Genomic DNA, 18523 nt, shown 5'->3' with positions numbered 1-18523 from the left:
GGAGCACCCGCCCAAGCGCTTAATCGCGCCGCGCTTCACCCGCCAGGCGCGTCAACCGCCCCGCAACCGCCGCAGGGCCCGTCCGTCCATGACGACGAGCCCTGCGCCGATCATCGCCATGCCGGCGAACTGCCCCGCCGACAGGCTTTCTCCGAGAAGCACGACGCCGAGCGTCACCGCGCTCACCGGCACGAGAAGCGTGACGAGCATCGCGTTCGTGCCGCCGGCGCGCGCCAGAATCCGGAAAAACAGCACATAAGCTAAGGACGTGGACAGAAGTGCCAGGCCGAGGATCGAAAGGATCGCGGCCATGCCGGGCATTGCCGTGGCGAAGGGCCGGTCGATGAGAAATGCGACCGGAACCATCAAAAGGGTCGATGCGGAAAGCTGCATCGCCGCCGCCACGACGGGATCGGTCGCCCGAAATCCCTTTCCGACGACCGCCGAAAACCCATAAGACGTCGCCGCGGCAAGCATCGCCAGAACGGCCAGAAAATCAGCCGTCAGCCCGCGCAGGGCCGGCAGGCCGATCATCACGGCAACACCCAGAAAACCGAGAACGACGCCCGTGACCTTGTTCGTCGTCATCTTCTCGTCGGCCGTCAGAACATGCGCGATGAGAACGGTGAAGATCGGCGTCGTCGCGTTGAGGATGGAGGCCGCTCCCGCACCGATTTCGACGGTCGCGAAGGTGATCAGTGAAAACGGCACGGCGTTGTTGAGAAAACCCATCAAAAGCGCGCGCAGATAAATACCACCCCGGCTCGGCAGGCGCCGCCCCGAAGCGATGATGACGACCCAGAGTGCCGCAGCCGCGATGCCGACGCGCAAGAGCACGAGCGTGAAGACCGGCACCTCCGCACCCGCGACGCGCATGAACAGGAACGAGCCGCCCCAGAGGAGCGACAGAAGGAGAAGAAGCGTCAGGCTGCCGAGATCGAGAGAAGCCTCCGCTGGCGCGGCGCGAGAAGATGTGGGGAGGGTTTTGGCGTCCATGTGACGAGCCCTAAGAGAGGCTTCTCTCCGGCTCCACCCGATTCTTGAGGCGCTGCCTCCGGCTCGCCAGGAAGACGCCGCCGAGAATGCACACGCCGCCGAAAGCGTGGGCGTAGGTAAAAGTCTCGCCAAGAGCGAAGACGGCGAGAATGGCGCCGAAGAACGGCACCAGATGGAAGAAGGGCCCCGCCCTGTTCGGACCGATGAGATCGACGCCCCGGTTGAAGCAGATATAGGCGAGCACTGAGGGAAAAACGGCGACGTAGAAGAGCGCGGCAAGGCTCGCTGCATTGATGTCGATATGGCCGCCACGCAAAAGATCGAGCGCGCTTGCTGGCAGGAGCATGATGGCGCCCCATCCGATGGTGATCGCCAGGAAGCTCAGCCAGTGAAGAGGCGGCCGCCGCTTCAAAAGCGCGGAATAGGTGGCATAGATGACGACGTCGATCAGCATGATCACGTCGCCCGGATTGAGCCGCAGATGCGCCAGCACCTGCAATTGCCCGCGCGAGACGATGACCACGACGCCGATGAGGGAGACGACGATCCCGGCAAGCTGGCCGAAGGTGAGCCGCTCGCGGAAGAGCATGAAAACGACGAAGGCGATGGCGAGCGGTGTCGTCGCCTGCAGAAGCACGACATTGAGCGCCGTCGTATATTCGAGAGCCCAGTAGAGAAGCGTGTTGAAGAGCGTGATGCCGCACAAAGCCATCAGCGTCAGCACGCCGAGATGACGCTGGATCACCGGCCAGTCGGCGCGCAGAGCCTTCATGGCGAAAGGCAGGATCAACAGCGCAGCCCCACCCCAGCGCAGCTGCGCGAAAAGGATCGGTGAGAAATCATCGATCACCGCCCGCGCGACCACCGCATTGCCGGCCCAGAAGAGCGAGGTCAGCGTCAAGAGCAGATAGGGTTGATCGAAAAGCCAACGCAAAGGGGCAAAGAGGACACGCATTTCCCCGCCTCTATTCCTCTGCGGCAAATTTGTCATCCACCGGGACCATGGATGAGCGCCCAAACGCGCCCCAGTGGCGGAGTGAGACGGCTTGCAAGCCTCGGCCGGAGAGTTATGGTGGACGCTTCCGAGGGGTGTGCGGACAAACCGCGCTGAGATGGCCGTGATGGCGGCCGGACCCTTTGAACCTGATCCGGGTCATGCCGGCGAAGGGACGGGCCTCAGTCTCTCCAGCACGCATGATCTCTGCCATGAAAGGGGCGCGTGCTGGCCATTCTCGCAATCCGTCTCGCGATCGCGATCGCACTCCTCGCCATCTGGGAAGGCCTCGTGCGCGCAACCGGCGTACCGCGCTTCATCCTGCCGGCGCCGAGCGATCTCGTGACGGCTTTCTCCGCCCTCCCCTTCTATTATCTCGGCAATGCCGCCGTCACCGCGACGGAGATCGTGGTCGGCCTCTTCGCCGGAGCGCTGGTCGGCGCATTGACGGCGATCCTGGTCGTTGCCTCTCCCGCGCTTGAAAGGCTCGCCATGCCGATCCTGGCGGCGAGCCAGGCGCTCCCGGTCTTCGCCATCGCGCCTCTTCTCGTCATCTGGTTCGGCTTCGGCATGGCGTCCAAAGTCGTAATGGCCGGGCTCATCATCTATTTTCCGGTGGCCACCTCGTTTGCCGATGGTCTGAAGCGCACCGATCCGGGCCTTCTCGATCTCGCAAGGCTCAACCGCGCCTCCAGGCGCGACACCTTCCGCTACATCCGCATTCCCGCGGCCCTGCCCGCCCTCGCCTCCGGGCTCAGGGTCGCCACCGCGATCGCGCCGATCGGCGCCGTCGTCGGGGAATGGGTCGGCGCCTCGGCTGGCCTCGGCTTTGTCATGCTGCAGGCCAATGCCCGCATGCAGACCGACCGCGTCTTCGTCGGCCTCTTCCTGCTCGCCGCCATGGCGATCCTGCTGCGCGCCCTGATCGACCTCTTCCTGCGCCGCCTCCTCGGCTGGGTGCCGGGAGAAGCGAGCATCGCCTGACGATCCGCCTAAACCCGACATGATCCGAAAAGAGAGGAAATGACCATGCTCGACCGCCTGCGCCTGATGCTTCTGGCGCTCATCTTGACGGCATCGCCCGCCGCGGCCGCGGACCACCTGACCGTGCTGCTCGATTGGTTCGTGAACCCCGACCACGCGCCGCTCGTCGTCGCGCAGGAAAAGGGCTATTTCGCCGAGGAAGACCTCGATGTGGAAATGATCCCGCCGGCCGACCCGAGCGCCCCACCCCGCCTCGTTGCGGCAGGTGAAGGCGATGTCGCCATTTCCTACCAGCCCAACCTCTATCTTCAGGTGGCCGAAGGATTGCCGCTGGCGCGCTTTGGAACGCTCGTCGAAACGCCGCTCAACTCGCTCGTGGTTCTGGAAGACAGCGATGTGACGACGCTCGCCGATCTCAAGGGGAAGACGGTCGGCTTCTCGGTTGGAGGCTTCGAGGATGTGCTTCTGAAGATGATGCTCGGAGAAAGCGGCGTGACCCTCGACGACGTCGATCTCGTCAACGTCAACTTCGCACTCTCACCGGCCCTTCTCGCAGGACGCGTCGATGCCGTCATCGGCGCATTCCGCAATGTCGAGCTCAACCAGCTCGACATCGAAGGCAAGCCCGGCCGCGCCTTCTATCCCGAGGAGCACGGCGTGCCGCCCTATGACGAGCTCATCTTCATCGCACGCTCCGACAAGCTCGACGACGACAGGCTGCCGCGCTTCCTGAAGGCGATCGAGCGCGCCACGCTTTATCTGACCAACCATCCCGAGGAAGCCCTCGAGATCTTCACGAAAGCACATCCCGATCTCGGCGACGAACTCAACCGCCGCGCGTTCATGGATACGGTCGCCCGCTTTTCGAAAAGCCCCGGCGCCTTCGATGCCGGCCGCTATCAGCGGTTCGCGGAATTCATGAAGGATCAGGGACTGATCGAGACTGTGCCGGAGCTGGAAAGCTACGCCCAGGCCGTTCGGTAAAGGCCCGTTCAGTGAAAGCCAGTTCGGTGAAAGCCAGTCAGGCTGGGGCGATCAGGAATCGCCCCAGCTCTGCATCACATTCTCAAACACCTTGTCGCCCGGAATACCCTTCTCGAAGGTGATCAGGGCCCGCTTTCCGCCCTCAAACAGGATCGGCAGGTCGAACCAGGAACCGCTGCGAAGAAGCTCCAGATTCCGCTCCACCTGATCGGGCGTATCAGAAAGCGCGATCCAGTAGAGGTCACCGGTCACGTCGACGGCAGCGCCTGCGAGCGGCTGTCCACGCGCCTGCTCGTTCGGCTTCATCACCAAGGCCGGAACACGCTGCACGACCGCGGTGTCGTCGAGCGTCCCGGAGAAGGCGATCTCGATGAGATGGCTCGCCGGCAGGGCAACGTCGTTGTTCTTGGAAATGGTGATCGTGACCTCGGCCTCACGCTCCGGCACGTCGATCTTCGCCTGGATGGCAGAGCCTCCGTCGTCGCGCTTGACCGTCGACCACGACACGGCGCCGTTCACCGCCTTGCCGGCGGCACCGTCTTCGCCCTGCTCGTAGAAGATCGCCCTTTGCCCGACGAGCGAACCGCTCGCGGCCTGTCCCGCGGCATTCCCGCTGGAGGGCGCCGTCTCGGAGAGCTCGTCCGGCGTTCCCGGCGGCGTCTCGTCTGCCGGCAGGCCCGCGCCATCTGATTCGCCTGTGTCGTCCGGCAGACCTTCGTCGCTGGGCGCACCGTCGAGAGGCGCATCCATCGGCTCTTCCTGGCTCGTGGAAGGTCCGGCATCGGGCGTCTCGGCTTCCGGCCCGGTGAGGAGACGATCCTCGTCCTTGCCTTCCACGCGTTCGCCCTGGCTCTCAATGAGGCCCGTCAAAGGCGACGAGGACGTGTTGTCCTCGGCGTTCCCCGGAGCCGTTCCCTGTGCCGTCTCGTCGGAGGAAACCTGGCCGGAGATATCGTCATACGCGGTGACGATCGTATCCCATTGCGAATAGACGACCGCTCCGATGCCGAGCGCGATCAACAGAACCAGAACGGTCGCGATCAGCGCCGGCGCCCGCGATGTCCGCACCTTCTCTGAACCATCGTCATGGCGCGGCGCCGCAACGGCCTCGTCCCTAACCTCGTCTCTGGCTTCGCCCTTGGCCTTGGGCTTCTTTTCCTTCTTCCAACGCGACTTGCGGGCAGAAGGCGTTTCGTCCTCGACACCGGCGCCATCGATCCGGGCGTCGTGGGGGTAATCGTCTTTGCCCTCGGACGTCACATTCGGCACGGGCGCGCCGGCGGGGCCGGCCCCGGCCGCAGCATCCGGCCGCTTCGGCTCCCGGCTTCCCGCGAAATCGCCGCCAGCAGCACCGCCCCCAACAGAGCCGCTTCCACGAAGGTCGCGCTCCCCATATTGCGGCACGGCCCGGGCGTGCGGCGGCTCCGCCCGAGGCGCCTCTTTTGCAGGAGGCGGGGGCGGAGGTGGCGGCGGAGGAGGAGGTGGTGGCGGAGGGGGTGGAGGCGGCGGTGGTGCCGGCTCCTCGTCGGGCTCCTGGACACCGGCACTCTCGGCCGCGAAATCTTCCTCCACGACGGCAATCGCATCTTCGAGCGCCGCATGATGCCCTTCGATATCTTCGGGGGGCAGCGGAGGCTCCACGGCGGTGAGCTGGCGCGCCAACGCAGAGCGGGCGCGGTCATAGACCGCCTGGCGCATGTCCGGCCCGTCATCGGGAAGACTGGCGATGGAGCGTTTAAGGATCGCTACGTAATCGGGCATAACGCTTGAAGAACTGTGTAACCGTGGATTAACGGCAAGGCTTAGTCCTGAAATGGATCACGGACAAGGATCGTATCGGCTCGTTCCGGACTCGTCGACAGAAGAGCGACCGGAGCTTCGATGAGTTCTTCGATGCGCCGGACGTATTTCACCGCCTGAGCGGGAAGATCGACCCAGCTTCGTGCGCCGGCTGTCGATTCCTGCCAGCCTTCGAGGCTTTCGTAGATCGGCTTTAACCGCGCCTGGGCCGCAGCGCCCGCCGGCAGCCAGGACACGCGGCGGCCATCCACCTCGTAGCCCACGCAGACTTTGATCTCGTTCAGGCCGTCGAGCACGTCGAGCTTCGTCAAGGCGATGCCGTCGATGCCGGAGACCTTGACCGTCTGGCGCACGAGCGCCGCATCGAACCAGCCGCAACGCCGCTTGCGGCCCGTGACGGTGCCGAATTCGCGGCCGCGCTCGCCGAGGAAATTGCCGATCTCGCCTTTGTCTTCGGTCGGGAACGGCCCCTCCCCGACCCGGGTCGTGTAGGCCTTGGTGATTCCGAGCACGTAATCGAGCGCCGAAGGCCCGATCCCCGACCCGGCCGAGGCCTGTCCCGCCACCGTGTTCGAGGAGGTGACATAGGGGTAGGTGCCGTGATCAATGTCGAGGAGCGCGCCCTGCGCCCCCTCGAAGAGAATGCGATCGCCCGCCTTGCGCCGCGCATCGAGCAATGCCCACACGGTATCGCAGAACGGGATGACCCGTTCGCGCACTTCCTCGAGCTCGGCAAGAATGTCCTCGCGCGAGACTTCCGGCTCGCCGAGGCCTTTCAGAAGCGCGTTGTGGTGGACGAGAAGCCGATCGATTTTGGCCGGCAGCGTCTCGGGTTCGGTAAGGTCCATGACCCGGATCGAGCGCCTGCCGACCTTGTCCTCATAGGCCGGCCCGATGCCGCGCTGGGTCGTGCCGATCTTCGCCTCGGGCGCGGCGGCATTCTCCCTGAGCCCGTCGAGACGACGGTGCAGCGACAGGATGAGGGCGGCATTATCGGCGATGCGGAGCGTCTCGGGCGTCACGGTCACACCCTGCTCGGCGAGGCGGTCGATCTCCGCAATCAAGGCGTGCGGGTCGAGCACAACGCCGTTGCCGATGACGGCAAGCTTGCCCGGTCGCACCACTCCGGAGGGCAGCAAGCTCAGCTTGAACGACACGCCATCGATGACGAGCGTATGACCGGCATTGTGGCCGCCTTGAAAACGCACCACCACATCGGCGCGCTCCGACAGCCAGTCGACGATCTTGCCCTTACCTTCGTCGCCCCATTGCGAGCCGACAACCACCACATTGGCCATGACACGAGGCCTTTCTGCGTCCAGCGTCTTTCAGGAATTCCTACCGCGAGTGCCCTGCTTTGGCCCCTTCCGTCAAGCGTTGCAGCGGATGGCGGCCCTGTCTGAGGTGCAGGGCATGGCGGTGAGCGCCGCCCGTGCCGGGGCCTGCGGGCAGCAAAAGAGCCGGACCCCGCATAGCGGCGCCGGCTCTCGCATGATGGCGGCCGGTCAGGCCGGCCGCCGATCGGGCATCGAAGCGCGTCAGAAGACGAGCGGCTTCACCTGCTGCACGTTCTCGATCCGGTTGATCGCCTCCATCAGCTCCGGCGAGATCTTGTGGTCGACCGAAACGAGGGCGATCGCGTTGCCGCCCTCGAAGTCGCGGCCGAACTGCATGCGGGCGATGTTGATGCCGTTCTCACCGAGGAGCGTGCCGATTCGGCCGATGAAGCCCGGCCTGTCGTTGTTGGTGATGTAGAGCATCAGCTCCGACAGCTCCGCCTCCATATTGATGCCCTTGATCTGGATGATGCGGGGCTTGCCGTCGGCGAAGACCGTCCCGGCGACGGAGCGTTCCTGCTTGTCGGTCACGACGGTGAGGCGGATATAGGTTTCGTAGGCACCGTGCTGTTCGCGGCGCGTCTCTTCCACCTGAATGCCGCGCTCCTTGGCGGCGGCCGGCGCGGAGACCATGTTGACGGACTGCAGCAGCGGCTGCAGGAAGCCCGTCAGCGCCGCAGAGGTCAGCGCCTTGGTGTTCATCTCCGCAACCGTGCCCTCATATTCGATGCGGACCCGGCGCACGCCCGTCTCCGTCAGCTGACCGGCAAACGAGCCGAGCTGTTCGGCAAGCTTGACGAAGGGCGTGAGCCGCGGCGCCTCTTCGGCCGAAATCGACGGCATGTTGAGGGCGTTCGTCACCGCACCGGTCGTCAGGTAATCGGCCATCTGCTCGGCGACCTGCAGGGCCACATTCTCCTGCGCTTCCATCGTGGAAGCTCCAAGATGCGGCGTGCAGACGACATTCGGCGCACCGAAGAGCACGTTTTCCTTCGCCGGCTCCTGGGCGAAGACGTCGACGCCCGCAGCCGCCACCTTGCCGCCGTCGAGCGCATCGCGCAGCGCCTGCTCGTCGATCAGCCCGCCGCGCGCGCAATTGATGATGCGCACGCCGTCGCGCATCTTGGCGATCGCATCGGCATTGATGACGTTGCGCGTCCGGTCGGTCAGCGGCGTGTGCAACGTGATGAAATCGGCACGCCGGAACAGCTCGTCGAGCTCGACCTTTTCGACACCGAGATCGGCCGCCCGGTCTTCCGACAGGAACGGGTCATAGGCGACCACGCGCATGGAAAGCCCGAGCGCCCGGCGCGCCACGACGGAACCGATATTGCCGCAACCGATGATGCCGAGCGTCTTGCCGGTGATCTCGACACCCATGAACTTCGACTTTTCCCATTTGCCGGCCTGGGTCGAAGCATCGGCCTTCGGGATCTGGCGGGCGCAGGCGAACATCATGGCGATCGCATGCTCGGCCGTGGTGATGGAATTGCCGAAGGGCGTGTTCATCACGATGATGCCCTTGGCCGTCGCCGCCGGGATATCGACATTGTCGACGCCGATGCCGGCCCGTCCGATGACCCGCAGCTTGTTGGCAGCGGCGATCACCTTGTCGGTCACCTTGGTGGCGGAGCGGATGGCGAGACCGTCATACTCACCGATGGCGGCGATCAGCGCATCCTTGTCCTTGCCGAGGGCAGGCTGAAAATCGACGTCCACTCCGCGGTCGCGAAAGATGGCGACAGCGGTTTCGGAAAGGGCGTCGGAAATGAGTACGCGGGGTTTGCTCATGGCGAAAATCCTCGTCGGGCCTGCTGCGGTGGTCGTTTCGACACGCCGGAGGCCGGTCAATTCGTGAAAGATCGGGGAAGCGCCCGCGGGCGCTTGTCCCGCAGGCGAAGAAAAGGTCAGGCGGCTTTCTTGAGCGCGCTCTTTTCCGTGGCGAAGGCCCAGTCGAGCCAGGGCGTCAGCTTTTCCAGATCGGCCTTTTCGACCGTTCCGCCGCACCAGATGCGGAGACCGGCCGGCGCATCGCGATAGGCGCCGATGTCGAAAGCGACGCCTTCCTTGTCGAGACGGGAAGTCAGCGCCTTGGCAAAGGCGGCCTGCTCGGCCTCGGAAAGCGCCTTCACCTCATCGTCGACGATGACAAGGCAGACGGAGGTGTTGGAGCGGATCGCCGGTTCATGCGCCAGGAAATCGACCCAGGGGGTCTTCGCCACCCAGTCGGAAATGACGGCGAAATTCGCATCGGCGCGGCCGACGAGGCCGTTGAGGCCGCCGACGGACCGGGCCCAGGCGAGCCCGTCGAGATAATCTTCCACGGCGAGCATCGAGGGCGTGTTGATCGTCGCGCCTTCGAAGATCTCGGCGTTGAGTTTGCCGCCCTTCACCATGCGGAAGATCTTCGGCATCGGCCAGGCGGGCGTATAGCTCTCAAGCCGTTCCACCGCGCGCGGCGACAGGATCAGCATGCCGTGCTGCGCCTCGCCGCCCAGGACCTTCTGCCAGGAGAAGGTGACCACATCGAGCTTGTCGAACGGCAGCTTCTGCGCAAAGGCGGCGGAGGTGGCATCGCAGATCGTCAGCCCCTCACGGTCGGCCGGGATCCATTCGCCATCGGGCACGCGCACGCCAGAGGTCGTGCCGTTCCAGGTGAAGACCACATCGCGCTTGAAATCGACCTCTCCGAGGTCGACGAGCGCGCCATACTCGGCCTTGAGCGTGCGCGTATCTTCGAGTTTCAGCTGTTTGACGACGTCCGTCACCCAGCCGGAGCCGAAGCTCTCCCAGGCAAGAACGTCGACGCCACGGGCGCCGAGCATCGACCACAGCGCCATTTCCACGGCGCCGGTATCGGAGGCGGGCACGATGCCGATTTTGTAGTCGGCGGGAACGCCGAGAATGTCGCGGGTTTCTTCGATCGCCTGCTTCAACTTGGCCTTGCCGCCCTTGGAGCGGTGCGAACGGCCGAGGAAGGCGTCGGAAAGTGCATCAAGCGTCCAACCGGGGCGCTTGGCAGTCGGTCCAGAAGAAAAGCGGGGATTGGCCGGGCGCTCTGCCGGCTGCGAAATCATCGTCATGTCAGTCTACCCTTTCAGATAGGCGCTCCGCGTTGGGGCGGAGTGTCCCGCCGCCGCCTTTACAGAAATGGGGGTGACAACGCAACTGACTTATTGTGGGCCGCCGGAGAGCAGCCATGTCTGTTGCGCGCTTGCCTCAATATAGAGAATGCGTTTTCAGAAGAGTGTCGTCGGGGAAGCGTCGATCCGATCCTTTCGGGGGTGGCAGAGACGCGGGTTGGGGAAGATGTGATGTCGGGCGCTGTGACGCTCCTGCTTTATTCGGCCGCCACATTGGCGTGCGGCGCCGCGGTGGCGGAACTGCATGATCCCGTCAGCTGGAAATGGCGCACGCCGCCCCTCGCAGAGCGGCTCGCCGCAATCGTCCTGATCGTGTTTTTTCTGGTTCTTCTGGCGAGCCTGCTTGCAAAACTGGCGCTCGCCTTCGGCCTCTTCGGGCTTCTCGCCCCGGCCATCGTCTTCTTTGCGATTTCGCCGCTCGTCGCACTGCAGGTGCCGCTTCACGCGATCGAGACATGGTCGGTCGTGCGCGCCTGTTCAGCCGTCGCCGGCCTGTCGACGCTCGCTGCATGGCGCCTGGCCGCGTTCTTCTCTCCGAGCCGTCTGCCGCCCTCTCCGGGCTGAACGAAGCCTGCGCGTCAGGGCCTCTGCCGCGCGGCATGAGAAAAAGGCAGCAAAACGCGAAACGGGCCGGCAAAGCCGACCCGTTCCTGGAGCAGAGCCAGAGAGAGGCTCAGGACTGGAGCTTCAGTACTTAACGACGGCAGGCTCGCCGTAATACGGGTCAGGTTCGGCGGCCGGCCCCCCGAAGGTGTAGCGCACGCCGAGCTTCACATCGTGGGAATCGATGTCCTTGAACTTGATCGGGTTCACGTTGTCGTTGTTGCCGTCGTAGCCGACCATGTCGGCCGATTCCGCGTCACCGAGATTGACGTAGCGATAGCCGAGATCGAGCGCGAGATTGGGTGTGACCTGATAGGCGACACCGGCATGCAGCGCCCAGGCGAGATTCCACTCGCTGTGATCGCCACCATAGGACGTGTAGCCGTTCGGCGTGTTGATGTCCCGCATGCCGCTGATCGTGTTGCGCGAGGCGCCGACACCCGCGCCGACATAGGGCGAGAAGCCGTGCCAGCTGCCGAGATCGACATAGGCGTTAGCCAGGAACAGCCATTCCGACTTCATGGCCTCGTATTCGTTCGAGCCGACGAACGCCGGATCTGCGCCGACATAGGTGTCGAAGGCGGAAAAGCTCGTCTTGCCGCGATATTCGCCGGTCAGGTCCACACGTGCCCAGGGATTGATCTGATAGCCGATACCGACGCCGGCGAAGCCGCCGCTGTCGAATTCCGGATCATTGACGAAGCTGACGGTGTCGCCGTTCGCGATCGCCTGATCGATGAGGCTGCTCGTGATCTTGTCGACCCGCTGATTGGTGATGCCGATGTCACCGCGCAAATACCAGCCGCTGAAGGAAGGCGCGGCCGGCGGCAGCGGCTCTGGCTCGACGATCGGCGGAAGCGGAAGATCAGCAGCAAAAACTGCCGGTGCCGTGGTCAAGGCCGTCACGCTGGCAGCAAGCGCAAGAGTGGCGCGTTTCAACATAGTGGTCCTCGTCTTTTGCGGCGCGTCCGGCAGCCCGAAATCACCCACTGATGTTGACAAGGTTTAGCCGCAATCACTTAAGAAGCACTTAACTATGAAGATTAACCACGCCTCTAAACCTTAACGAAAGCCTACCCGCAATCGCGGGTTCAGCAACGTGTCGGAGCCCTTCACCACGCTCTGGCCGCGCGAACCGAACTCCGAGGGAGCGCCGCTCTCTTTAGAATAGATCCAGAACATAGTGTTTGATTTTGCTCGGGCCTTCTGGTTCGTTCGCAAGGTCGCGACACCCGTCGCAACGTCCTTTGATGTCAGGGCCTTGAACCCTTTCGATTGGAGGAAATAAATGAGATTTTTCTGCGCGACCGCAGCGGATCAGGCGCATCCGCCCCTCCTTCACGCAGCCGGTTTGGCCGATGGCCCAGAACCGTCCCGTGCGCCGCGTCTTCGGGCGCGTCTCCAAGCGACACACCTCTCTCTCCGCGAACAGGAATAGCCCATGCACGAATGTCCTTTCGCCGGGGCCTGCGGCTATCTCAAGCGCCCTCCGGAAGCCCTCGTGGTCAACGGCTTCAGGCTGTGGGTCGCCGGCTATCAGACGGGCGACATCGAGCATTGGAGCGAGGCTTGGAATCTCTTCTCCGAAAAATTCGGTCACGGCCCGGCACGCCATTCCGTCACCCAGCTTGCCCATTGGGTGCGCTCCGTCTTCCTCTGGCGCACGGACCCGATCCAGTGCTTCAGCTCAGGCTGCCCCCATATCTGCCGCGACGAATGTCTCGCCGTAGCGATGATCGCCGCCTGTCAGCATCGAGACGGCTCCTGCCTCGATTATTGTCTGGAGCGTTTTTGCGGCTTTGCCGATCATCGCGAACCGCTTGAGGCAGCGCTCGGCTTCGCATCGGCGCTCGACTCACACGGCCAGCGGCTGATGTCGGTGCCGTGCGAGGTGGTTCGGGGCCTGATTGAGCCACCGGAATCTGAGCCACAGATCGCCCGCACCTATCATTGAGCCTTTCGACAAGGCGAGCGGACAGAGCTCCAAATGTTGTTTCGCATTCTGGTCGCCACTGCGCTGACGCTGGCCTCGGTCGCGGGCTATGCCCACGCGAGTTTCCACCATCTTCGGCTGCCGGCCGTGGTCAGCGTCGATGCATGGATGAAAAGCGACGAGGCGCCGACGTGCCGCGCATCGAGCGAGTCTGAAAGCGCAGCCATCTGCCAGCAAGAGAGCCCCGGTCACAAGCGCACCAGTCACAAGCGCACCAGTCACAGGTGACAGCAGATTCGAGGGCTCAGACGAGCTCGGTCCCGAGGCCTTCGGGATCTTGAGCGCTGTCAGGCTGCACGCCCGGATCTCGTGCAAGGTCTCCTTCCGCCCGCAGCTTTGAGCTTTCCCCGTGCCGCCGCCGCTTCGCCCGGTAAAGCGACCGGTCGGCGGCCGCGAACAATTCCTCGAATGTGCGCCCTTCATCGGGCGATGTCGCATGGCCGATGCTGACGGTCACCGGCCGGCCCAGCGGCGGCAATTGCAGCGCGGCAACCCGGCGCATCAGCCGATCGCCAAGCGATGTCGCCTCCCAGCGGTCGAGGTCGTTGCAGCAGATGACGAACTCGTCGCCCCCGTAGCGCACCAGCACATCTTCCTTTCGCAGGACGCCCTGCATCGTCGCGGCCATCTCTTTGAGAACGAGATCACCGCACGCATGGCCGAAATCGTCGTTGATCGCCTTGAACTCGTCGATGTCCACAACGAGCACGCTGAACGGCCGCCCCGCCTCGGGGGTGCAGTTGAGCGCATCCTTGCCTTCGCCCGGAAGCCGGCTGCGGTCGAAAACGCCGGTCAGCTCGTCCCGTCCCACCCGCTTCAGAAGATCCTCGTATCTTTCCCGATATGTGAGGATGTCGAAAATGTCGGAGATCCGCTTCTGCCGCGGCGCCACCAGCGGCGGGCGCTCGAGATAGCGCAGATAAAACCAGGCAAGCACCCCATAGATGCAGGCCGTCACCATCTTGGCGAGCCAGCCGCCGACCAGAACGTCGATCGGCGCATCGAGAAGCGCCCAGAGCGCCGAATAGAAGCCGATCTGATCGAAGGTGAGGACCACCATGGCGCAGAGCGCGATGCGCAGGCCAATGCTCTGCCGCATGATCCGGCCGAGCCGCTCGTAAAGCAGGATGATGAGGATGCTGTCGACGAACAGAAGCACCGTTCCCCACACCATCAGCCAGCCCATGTCGTTCATGAAGCTGAAATCCGGCAATTGCCCCGTCGCCGGCGCGACGATGTGATGGCGCGCCAGGAAAACGAGAGCGACGGTCAGGAAATTGCCGATGAGGAGCCCGTAGATCGGCTGGCGAACGGTGGAAGCGTCTTCGCGGATATAGACGAGGAGTAGGAGCACAAGCTTGCCGGCGAAGAGAACGGTCGAGCCCGGTGAAATTGCAGTCCCCTCCGCGAAAGGCACGTAGAGGATCGCCGCCAGATAGGTTTCCAAAAAATGCATGGCGCCGAGGGCGCAGAAGAAGATGCCGATCCCCAGCCGATGACGAAGCCTGAAGAGACCGGCCATGACCGCGAAATAGACGGTCAGCTCCAAAAACAGCAAAAGAACGTTCATCACATCCATGAGGCGATCCCTCAATGGTGCCGCCCTCCCCTGGTGCCGACCGCTTCACTCATGCGGCGCGATTTCCAGGAAGGGGGAACGGCGTCTCTTCGACTTTATGGAGCCCATAAATCCGATGTGCGGGATCAAACCAAGTGAAAAACTTGATTAAAAGGCGAGCAATCTCTCCACAGAGCCGCCGCCTTCAGCCGCCGACCGTCAACTTCGTCAGACAATAAAAAACGGCCGCAGCATGCGCTGCGGCCGTTGGAAAACGGAAAATCTCTCGGACCCTAGCCGAGCGACTTGACGATCGCTTCCGTCATTTTCTTAGCATCGCCGAACAGCATCATCGTCTTGTCGAGGAAGAAGAGCTCGTTCTGAATGCCGGCATAGCCCGACGACATGGAGCGTTTCACGAAGAGCACCGTGCCCGCCTTGTCGACGTCGAGGATCGGCATGCCGTAGATCGGCGATTGCGGATCGTCGCGCGCGGCCGGGTTGGTGACGTCGTTGGCGCCGATGACATAGGCGACATCGGCCTGGCTGAACTCGGAGTTGATATCTTCGAGCTCGAAGACCTCGTCATAGGGCACGTTCGCTTCAGCCAGCAGCACGTTCATATGCCCCGGCATACGACCAGCGACCGGATGGATGGCGTATTTCACTTCCACGCCCTCCTTCTTCAAAGCCGCTGCCATTTCGTGAAGCGCGTGCTGCGCCTGTGCCACCGCCATGCCGTAACCCGGCACGATGATGACCTTGGAGGCGTTCTTCATCAGGAAGGCCGCATCTTCCGCCGAGCCCTGCTTGACCGGACGATCGTCCGCACCGCCGCTCGCAGCCGTGGTCTCGCCGCCGAAGCCGCCGAGGATGACGGAGATGAAGGAGCGATTCATGCCCTTACACATGATGTAGGACAGGATCGCACCCGACGAGCCGACGAGCGCACCCGTGATGATGAGCGCGGTGTTGCCGAGCGTGAAGCCGATGCCGGCGGCCGCCCACCCCGAATAGGAGTTCAGCATCGACACGACGACGGGCATGTCCGCCCCGCCGATCGGGACGATGATCAGAACACCCAGCGCCAGGCTGACGATGGTGATCAGCCAGAAAGCCGTGTGGCTCTCGCTGGCCGCAAAGATGATGATGCAGAGAAGCAGGAAGACGCCGAGGCCGATATTCACCTGATGGCGCATCGGCAGCATGATCGGCTTGCCGCTCATGCGCCCGTCGAGCTTCAGAAACGCGATGATCGAGCCGGTGAAGGTGATCGCGCCGATCGCCACGCCGAGCGACATCTCGATGAGGCTTGCTCCGTGGATCGATCCGGGATCGCCGATGCCGAAGGCCTGCGGCGCATAAAGCGCGGCTGCGGCCACCAGAACGGCGGCGAGGCCGACGAGCGAATGGAACGCGGCCACAAGCTGCGGCATCGCCGTCATGGCGATGCGCTTGGCGATCACCGCGCCGGCGCCACCGCCGATGGCGATCGCCAGGATGATGAGACCCCAGGATCCGAAGCTGGCCGGGGGATGCCCGATCAGCGTCGTGAGCACGGCAATGACCATGCCGGCCATGCCGAACTGGTTGCCCTGGCGGCTGGTTTCCGGGTGTGAAAGACCGCGCAGTGCCAGAATGAAAAGGACACCCGCAATCAGATAAAGAAAGGCTGTGACGCTGGCAGACATCAGGCGCGCACTCCCTCAGCGGCGGCGCCTGCCGCCCGAGCCTTGGAAAACTGGCTCATTTTACCGCTCTTTCCGCTTGTACATGGACAGCATGCGCTGCGTGACGAGAAAGCCGCCGAAAATGTTGACGCTCGCCAGCATCACCGCAAAGAAACCGAACCAGCGCGCTGTGCTGGAACCGTCCGCGACGAGGTCGACGCCGACCGCGAGAAGCGCGCCGACGACGATGACCGACGAGATCGCATTGGTCACGGACATGAGCGGCGTATGCAGCGCCGGCGTCACGGACCAGACGACGTAATAGCCGACGAAGATCGCCAGCACGAAAATCGAGAAGCGGAAGACGAACGGGTCGATCATGCCACCGCTCGCAGCATGCGCGAGCTGACCCACGGCCTCCCCGTCTCCCAGCGCATTGAGCGCCTGCGAGGCGGCTTCCCGCGCCGCCTCTGCGGCCGACTGCGCCTGTTCGACAGCCTGCCTTACTGTTTCTTCAGCCATCGGCTATCCCCTATTTCTCGTTCGGCGCGTTCACCGGCTCGCCACCAAACTGCGGGTGCACGACGGCCCCGCCATGGGTGAGCAGCGTCGCCGCCACGATCTGGTCTTCACGGTTGATGGAAAGGGCCTTCGTCTCCTTGTCGACCATCGGCTCGACGAAGGCATAGATGTTGCGGGCGAGAAGCGCCGAAGCGGACGCTGCGATCTGCCCCGCCATATTGACGATGCCGATGAGCGTGACGTTGTCCTTCACGACCTGCTTGTCGGCTTCCACGCCCTCGACATTGCCGCCGCGTTCCACGGCGAGATCGACGATGACGGAACCGTCCTTCATCGACTTCACCATCTCGGCGTCGACGAGCTTCGGGGCCGGACGGCCGGGAATGAGCGCCGTGGTGATGACGATGTCCTGCTTGGCGATGTGCTCGCGCACCAGCTCCGCCTGCTTGGCGCGGTATTCCGCCGACATTTCCTTGGCGTAGCCGCCGGCCGTCTCCGCCGCCTTGAACTCTTCGTCCTCGACCGCGACGAACTTGCCCCCGAGGGACTCCACCTGCTCCTTGGCCGCCGGGCGCACATCCGTCGCCGTGACGACGGCGCCAAGGCGCTTGGCGGTCGCGATCGCCTGCAGGCCGGCAACGCCAGCCCCCATCACGAAGACGCGGGCGGCCGGAACCGTACCGGCGGCCGTCATCATCATCGGCAAGGCGCGCCCATAGGCTTCCGAAGCCTCGATGACGGCACGATAGCCCGCAAGGTTCGCCTGCGAGGAGAGAACGTCCATCGACTGGGCGCGGGTGATGCGCGGGATGAGCTCGAGCGCAAAGCCGGAAAGCTTCGCCGCGGCCATCTTCTTCAACGCCTCCTCATGGCCGTACGGATCCATGAGGGCGACGACGGCCGCGCCTTCCGGAAAGCCGGAAAAATCGTCCGGACGGCGAACGGTGAGGACGATGTCGGCGCCCTGAAGCGCCGCCTGCCGGGTCTGGGCGACGTCCGCGCCCGCTTCGGCGAAGACCTCGTCGGCAAGCGAAGAGCCTGCCCCGGCGCCGCTCTCAACGACCACATCGGCGCCGAGAGTCTTGAATTTCTTGATCGATTCGGGAGTTGCCGCGACACGCGGCTCGTCGTCCCGCGGTTCCTTAAGAACTGCAATGCGCATAATGATTTAGCTCAGGCCACTGCGAAGAGGAAGAAGACGAAAGTAATCCCGAGGACGACCGCGGAGGGCCCCCATCTGCTCTGCCTGAACAGGCCGTAGAACAGCGTGGCGAGCGTCAGCGCGAGCGCGATAGAGCCGAGCCACAGGGCGCCCCCAAGGCCGAAAATAGCGACGATCAGGACGATCGTGACGACATGTATGATACCCAAGATGAGGAGCGACAGAAACCTGTCGTACGTCTTCTCGTGGTGCTCGTAATCCATTGCGGAACCTGCCGACGCCATCACCTGTTCAGCCATGCGCTACTGCCCTTGCATAGATTGGCGGGATATATCGCCGGCCTTACCACGCCATCTTAGACAAGGGCAACGCCGGGTAAACCTCCAAATGCCGCAGGGGCTTCGAATACAGGCCGACGCACAAACGAAGACGGCGCCCCGTGGGCGCCGTCACAAGACGGAAAGATGGGCGTCTCAGACGCGGTGCAATCAGACGCGGTGCAAGGTGAAGGACGCGCCCGGCTGACGACAGGTCATGCTGCTTGAGCCTGCAAGCGTGCAGGTGGCCGCGCGCTGCTGCTTGGTGGCGATGGAGTACCAGCTGATCTCGACGGTCTGCGGACCGGCCATATTGTAGCTGCCGGTGGCGAGCTGGGCGCCCGTCTTGGCGTCTTCGGTGGTCATGGAGCCGTTCGAGAAGGTCGAGACGAAGACCCGGTCGCTGGACATCCAGCGCCCCTCGACAGGCGATGAAATCTCTCGTCCCCCGATGCCCGTT

Annotated in this window: 18 protein-coding genes and 1 riboswitch; of the genes, 5 read left to right on the top strand and 13 right to left on the bottom strand. The window is 63.8% G+C overall.

Going from position 1 to position 18523, the window contains the following annotated elements; genetic code table 11:
* Positions 1-51: 51 nt before the first annotated feature.
* Both EO094_RS04430 and EO094_RS04425 read right to left on the bottom strand, forming a co-directional pair.
* On the bottom strand, positions 52-996 hold the full coding sequence (locus EO094_RS04430; RefSeq protein ID WP_128291064.1) for a DMT family transporter: 945 nt from the start codon (positions 994-996) through the stop codon (positions 52-54).
* A gap of 10 nt (positions 997-1006) precedes the next feature.
* The gene (locus tag EO094_RS04425; protein ID WP_128291063.1) at positions 1007-1951 is read right to left on the bottom strand and encodes a DMT family transporter; all 945 of its coding nucleotides are present in this window, start codon (positions 1949-1951) and stop codon (positions 1007-1009) included.
* Positions 1952-2071: 120 nt separating this feature from the next.
* Positions 2072-2183, top strand: a riboswitch (TPP riboswitch).
* Positions 2184-2215: 32 nt separating this feature from the next.
* Here EO094_RS04425 and EO094_RS04420 point away from each other — a divergent pair.
* Positions 2216-2974, top strand: a complete 759-nt coding sequence (locus tag EO094_RS04420) for an ABC transporter permease (RefSeq protein ID WP_342772728.1) — start codon at positions 2216-2218, stop codon at positions 2972-2974.
* Positions 2975-3019: 45 nt separating this feature from the next.
* Complete coding sequence (locus EO094_RS04415) at positions 3020-3958, top strand: ABC transporter substrate-binding protein (protein WP_211098109.1); 939 nt, start codon at positions 3020-3022, stop codon at positions 3956-3958.
* 51 nt (positions 3959-4009) lie between these two features.
* Here the strand turns inward: EO094_RS04415 and EO094_RS04410 are convergent, their stop codons facing one another.
* The 4 genes from EO094_RS04410 to EO094_RS04395 all read right to left on the bottom strand — a co-directional run bounded on the left by EO094_RS04410 (position 4010) and on the right by EO094_RS04395 (position 10178).
* On the bottom strand, positions 4010-5719 hold the full coding sequence (locus EO094_RS04410) for a hypothetical protein (RefSeq protein WP_128291061.1): 1710 nt from the start codon (positions 5717-5719) through the stop codon (positions 4010-4012).
* 41 nt (positions 5720-5760) lie between these two features.
* Positions 5761-7056, bottom strand: coding sequence for an adenylosuccinate synthase (locus EO094_RS04405; RefSeq protein WP_092815699.1), 1296 nt, complete (start codon positions 7054-7056; stop codon positions 5761-5763).
* Positions 7057-7296: 240 nt separating this feature from the next.
* Entirely contained in the window at positions 7297-8886 is a 1590-nt protein-coding gene (serA, locus tag EO094_RS04400) for a phosphoglycerate dehydrogenase (RefSeq protein ID WP_128291060.1), read from the bottom strand.
* 116 nt (positions 8887-9002) lie between these two features.
* A complete protein-coding gene (locus EO094_RS04395) occupies positions 9003-10178 on the bottom strand; it encodes a phosphoserine transaminase (RefSeq protein ID WP_128291059.1) in 1176 nt (391 codons plus the stop codon).
* 231 nt (positions 10179-10409) lie between these two features.
* On the opposite strand from EO094_RS04395, the gene EO094_RS04390 reads away from it, so the two are divergent.
* Positions 10410-10802 (top strand): hypothetical protein, encoded by a 393-nt coding sequence (locus EO094_RS04390; RefSeq protein ID WP_128291058.1) that lies wholly within the window; start codon positions 10410-10412, stop codon positions 10800-10802.
* A gap of 123 nt (positions 10803-10925) precedes the next feature.
* On the opposite strand, the gene EO094_RS04385 is transcribed toward EO094_RS04390, so the two are convergent.
* Entirely contained in the window at positions 10926-11783 is an 858-nt protein-coding gene (locus EO094_RS04385; RefSeq protein WP_128291057.1) for an outer membrane protein, read from the bottom strand.
* Between the two features lie 499 nt (positions 11784-12282).
* On the opposite strand from EO094_RS04385, the gene EO094_RS04380 reads away from it, so the two are divergent.
* Both EO094_RS04380 and EO094_RS04375 read left to right on the top strand, forming a co-directional pair.
* Positions 12283-12795, top strand: a complete 513-nt coding sequence (locus EO094_RS04380) for a hypothetical protein (RefSeq protein ID WP_128291056.1) — start codon at positions 12283-12285, stop codon at positions 12793-12795.
* A gap of 33 nt (positions 12796-12828) precedes the next feature.
* Entirely contained in the window at positions 12829-13062 is a 234-nt protein-coding gene (locus EO094_RS04375) for a hypothetical protein (RefSeq protein WP_128291055.1), read from the top strand.
* Between the two features lie 16 nt (positions 13063-13078).
* Here the strand turns inward: EO094_RS04375 and EO094_RS04370 are convergent, their stop codons facing one another.
* The 6 genes from EO094_RS04370 to EO094_RS04345 all read right to left on the bottom strand — a co-directional run bounded on the left by EO094_RS04370 (position 13079) and on the right by EO094_RS04345 (position 18474).
* Positions 13079-14404, bottom strand: a complete 1326-nt coding sequence (locus EO094_RS04370; protein ID WP_246008359.1) for a GGDEF domain-containing protein — start codon at positions 14402-14404, stop codon at positions 13079-13081.
* Positions 14405-14685: 281 nt separating this feature from the next.
* Positions 14686-16083 carry an NAD(P)(+) transhydrogenase (Re/Si-specific) subunit beta gene (locus tag EO094_RS04365; RefSeq protein ID WP_128291053.1) on the bottom strand — a complete coding sequence of 466 codons (1398 nt, stop codon included), beginning with the start codon at positions 16081-16083 and terminating at the stop codon, positions 14686-14688.
* A 60-nt stretch (positions 16084-16143) separates the two neighbouring features.
* Positions 16144-16584 carry an NAD(P) transhydrogenase subunit alpha part 2 gene (locus tag EO094_RS04360; protein WP_092815675.1) on the bottom strand — a complete coding sequence of 147 codons (441 nt, stop codon included), beginning with the start codon at positions 16582-16584 and terminating at the stop codon, positions 16144-16146.
* Between the two features lie 10 nt (positions 16585-16594).
* Positions 16595-17746 (bottom strand): Re/Si-specific NAD(P)(+) transhydrogenase subunit alpha, encoded by a 1152-nt coding sequence (locus tag EO094_RS04355; protein ID WP_128291052.1) that lies wholly within the window; start codon positions 17744-17746, stop codon positions 16595-16597.
* 11 nt (positions 17747-17757) lie between these two features.
* Positions 17758-18045 carry an aa3-type cytochrome c oxidase subunit IV gene (locus EO094_RS04350; protein WP_092815669.1) on the bottom strand — a complete coding sequence of 96 codons (288 nt, stop codon included), beginning with the start codon at positions 18043-18045 and terminating at the stop codon, positions 17758-17760.
* 189 nt (positions 18046-18234) lie between these two features.
* Positions 18235-18474 carry an Omp10 family outer membrane lipoprotein gene (locus EO094_RS04345; RefSeq protein ID WP_128291051.1) on the bottom strand — a complete coding sequence of 80 codons (240 nt, stop codon included), beginning with the start codon at positions 18472-18474 and terminating at the stop codon, positions 18235-18237.
* Between the last annotated feature and the right edge of the window lie 49 nt (positions 18475-18523).

Source organism: Afifella aestuarii, assembly GCF_004023665.1.
GTDB lineage: Bacteria > Pseudomonadota > Alphaproteobacteria > Rhizobiales > Afifellaceae > Afifella > Afifella aestuarii.
The sequence above is the reverse complement of the archived record's forward strand: the minus strand, read 5'-3'. Positions and strand labels throughout refer to the sequence as shown.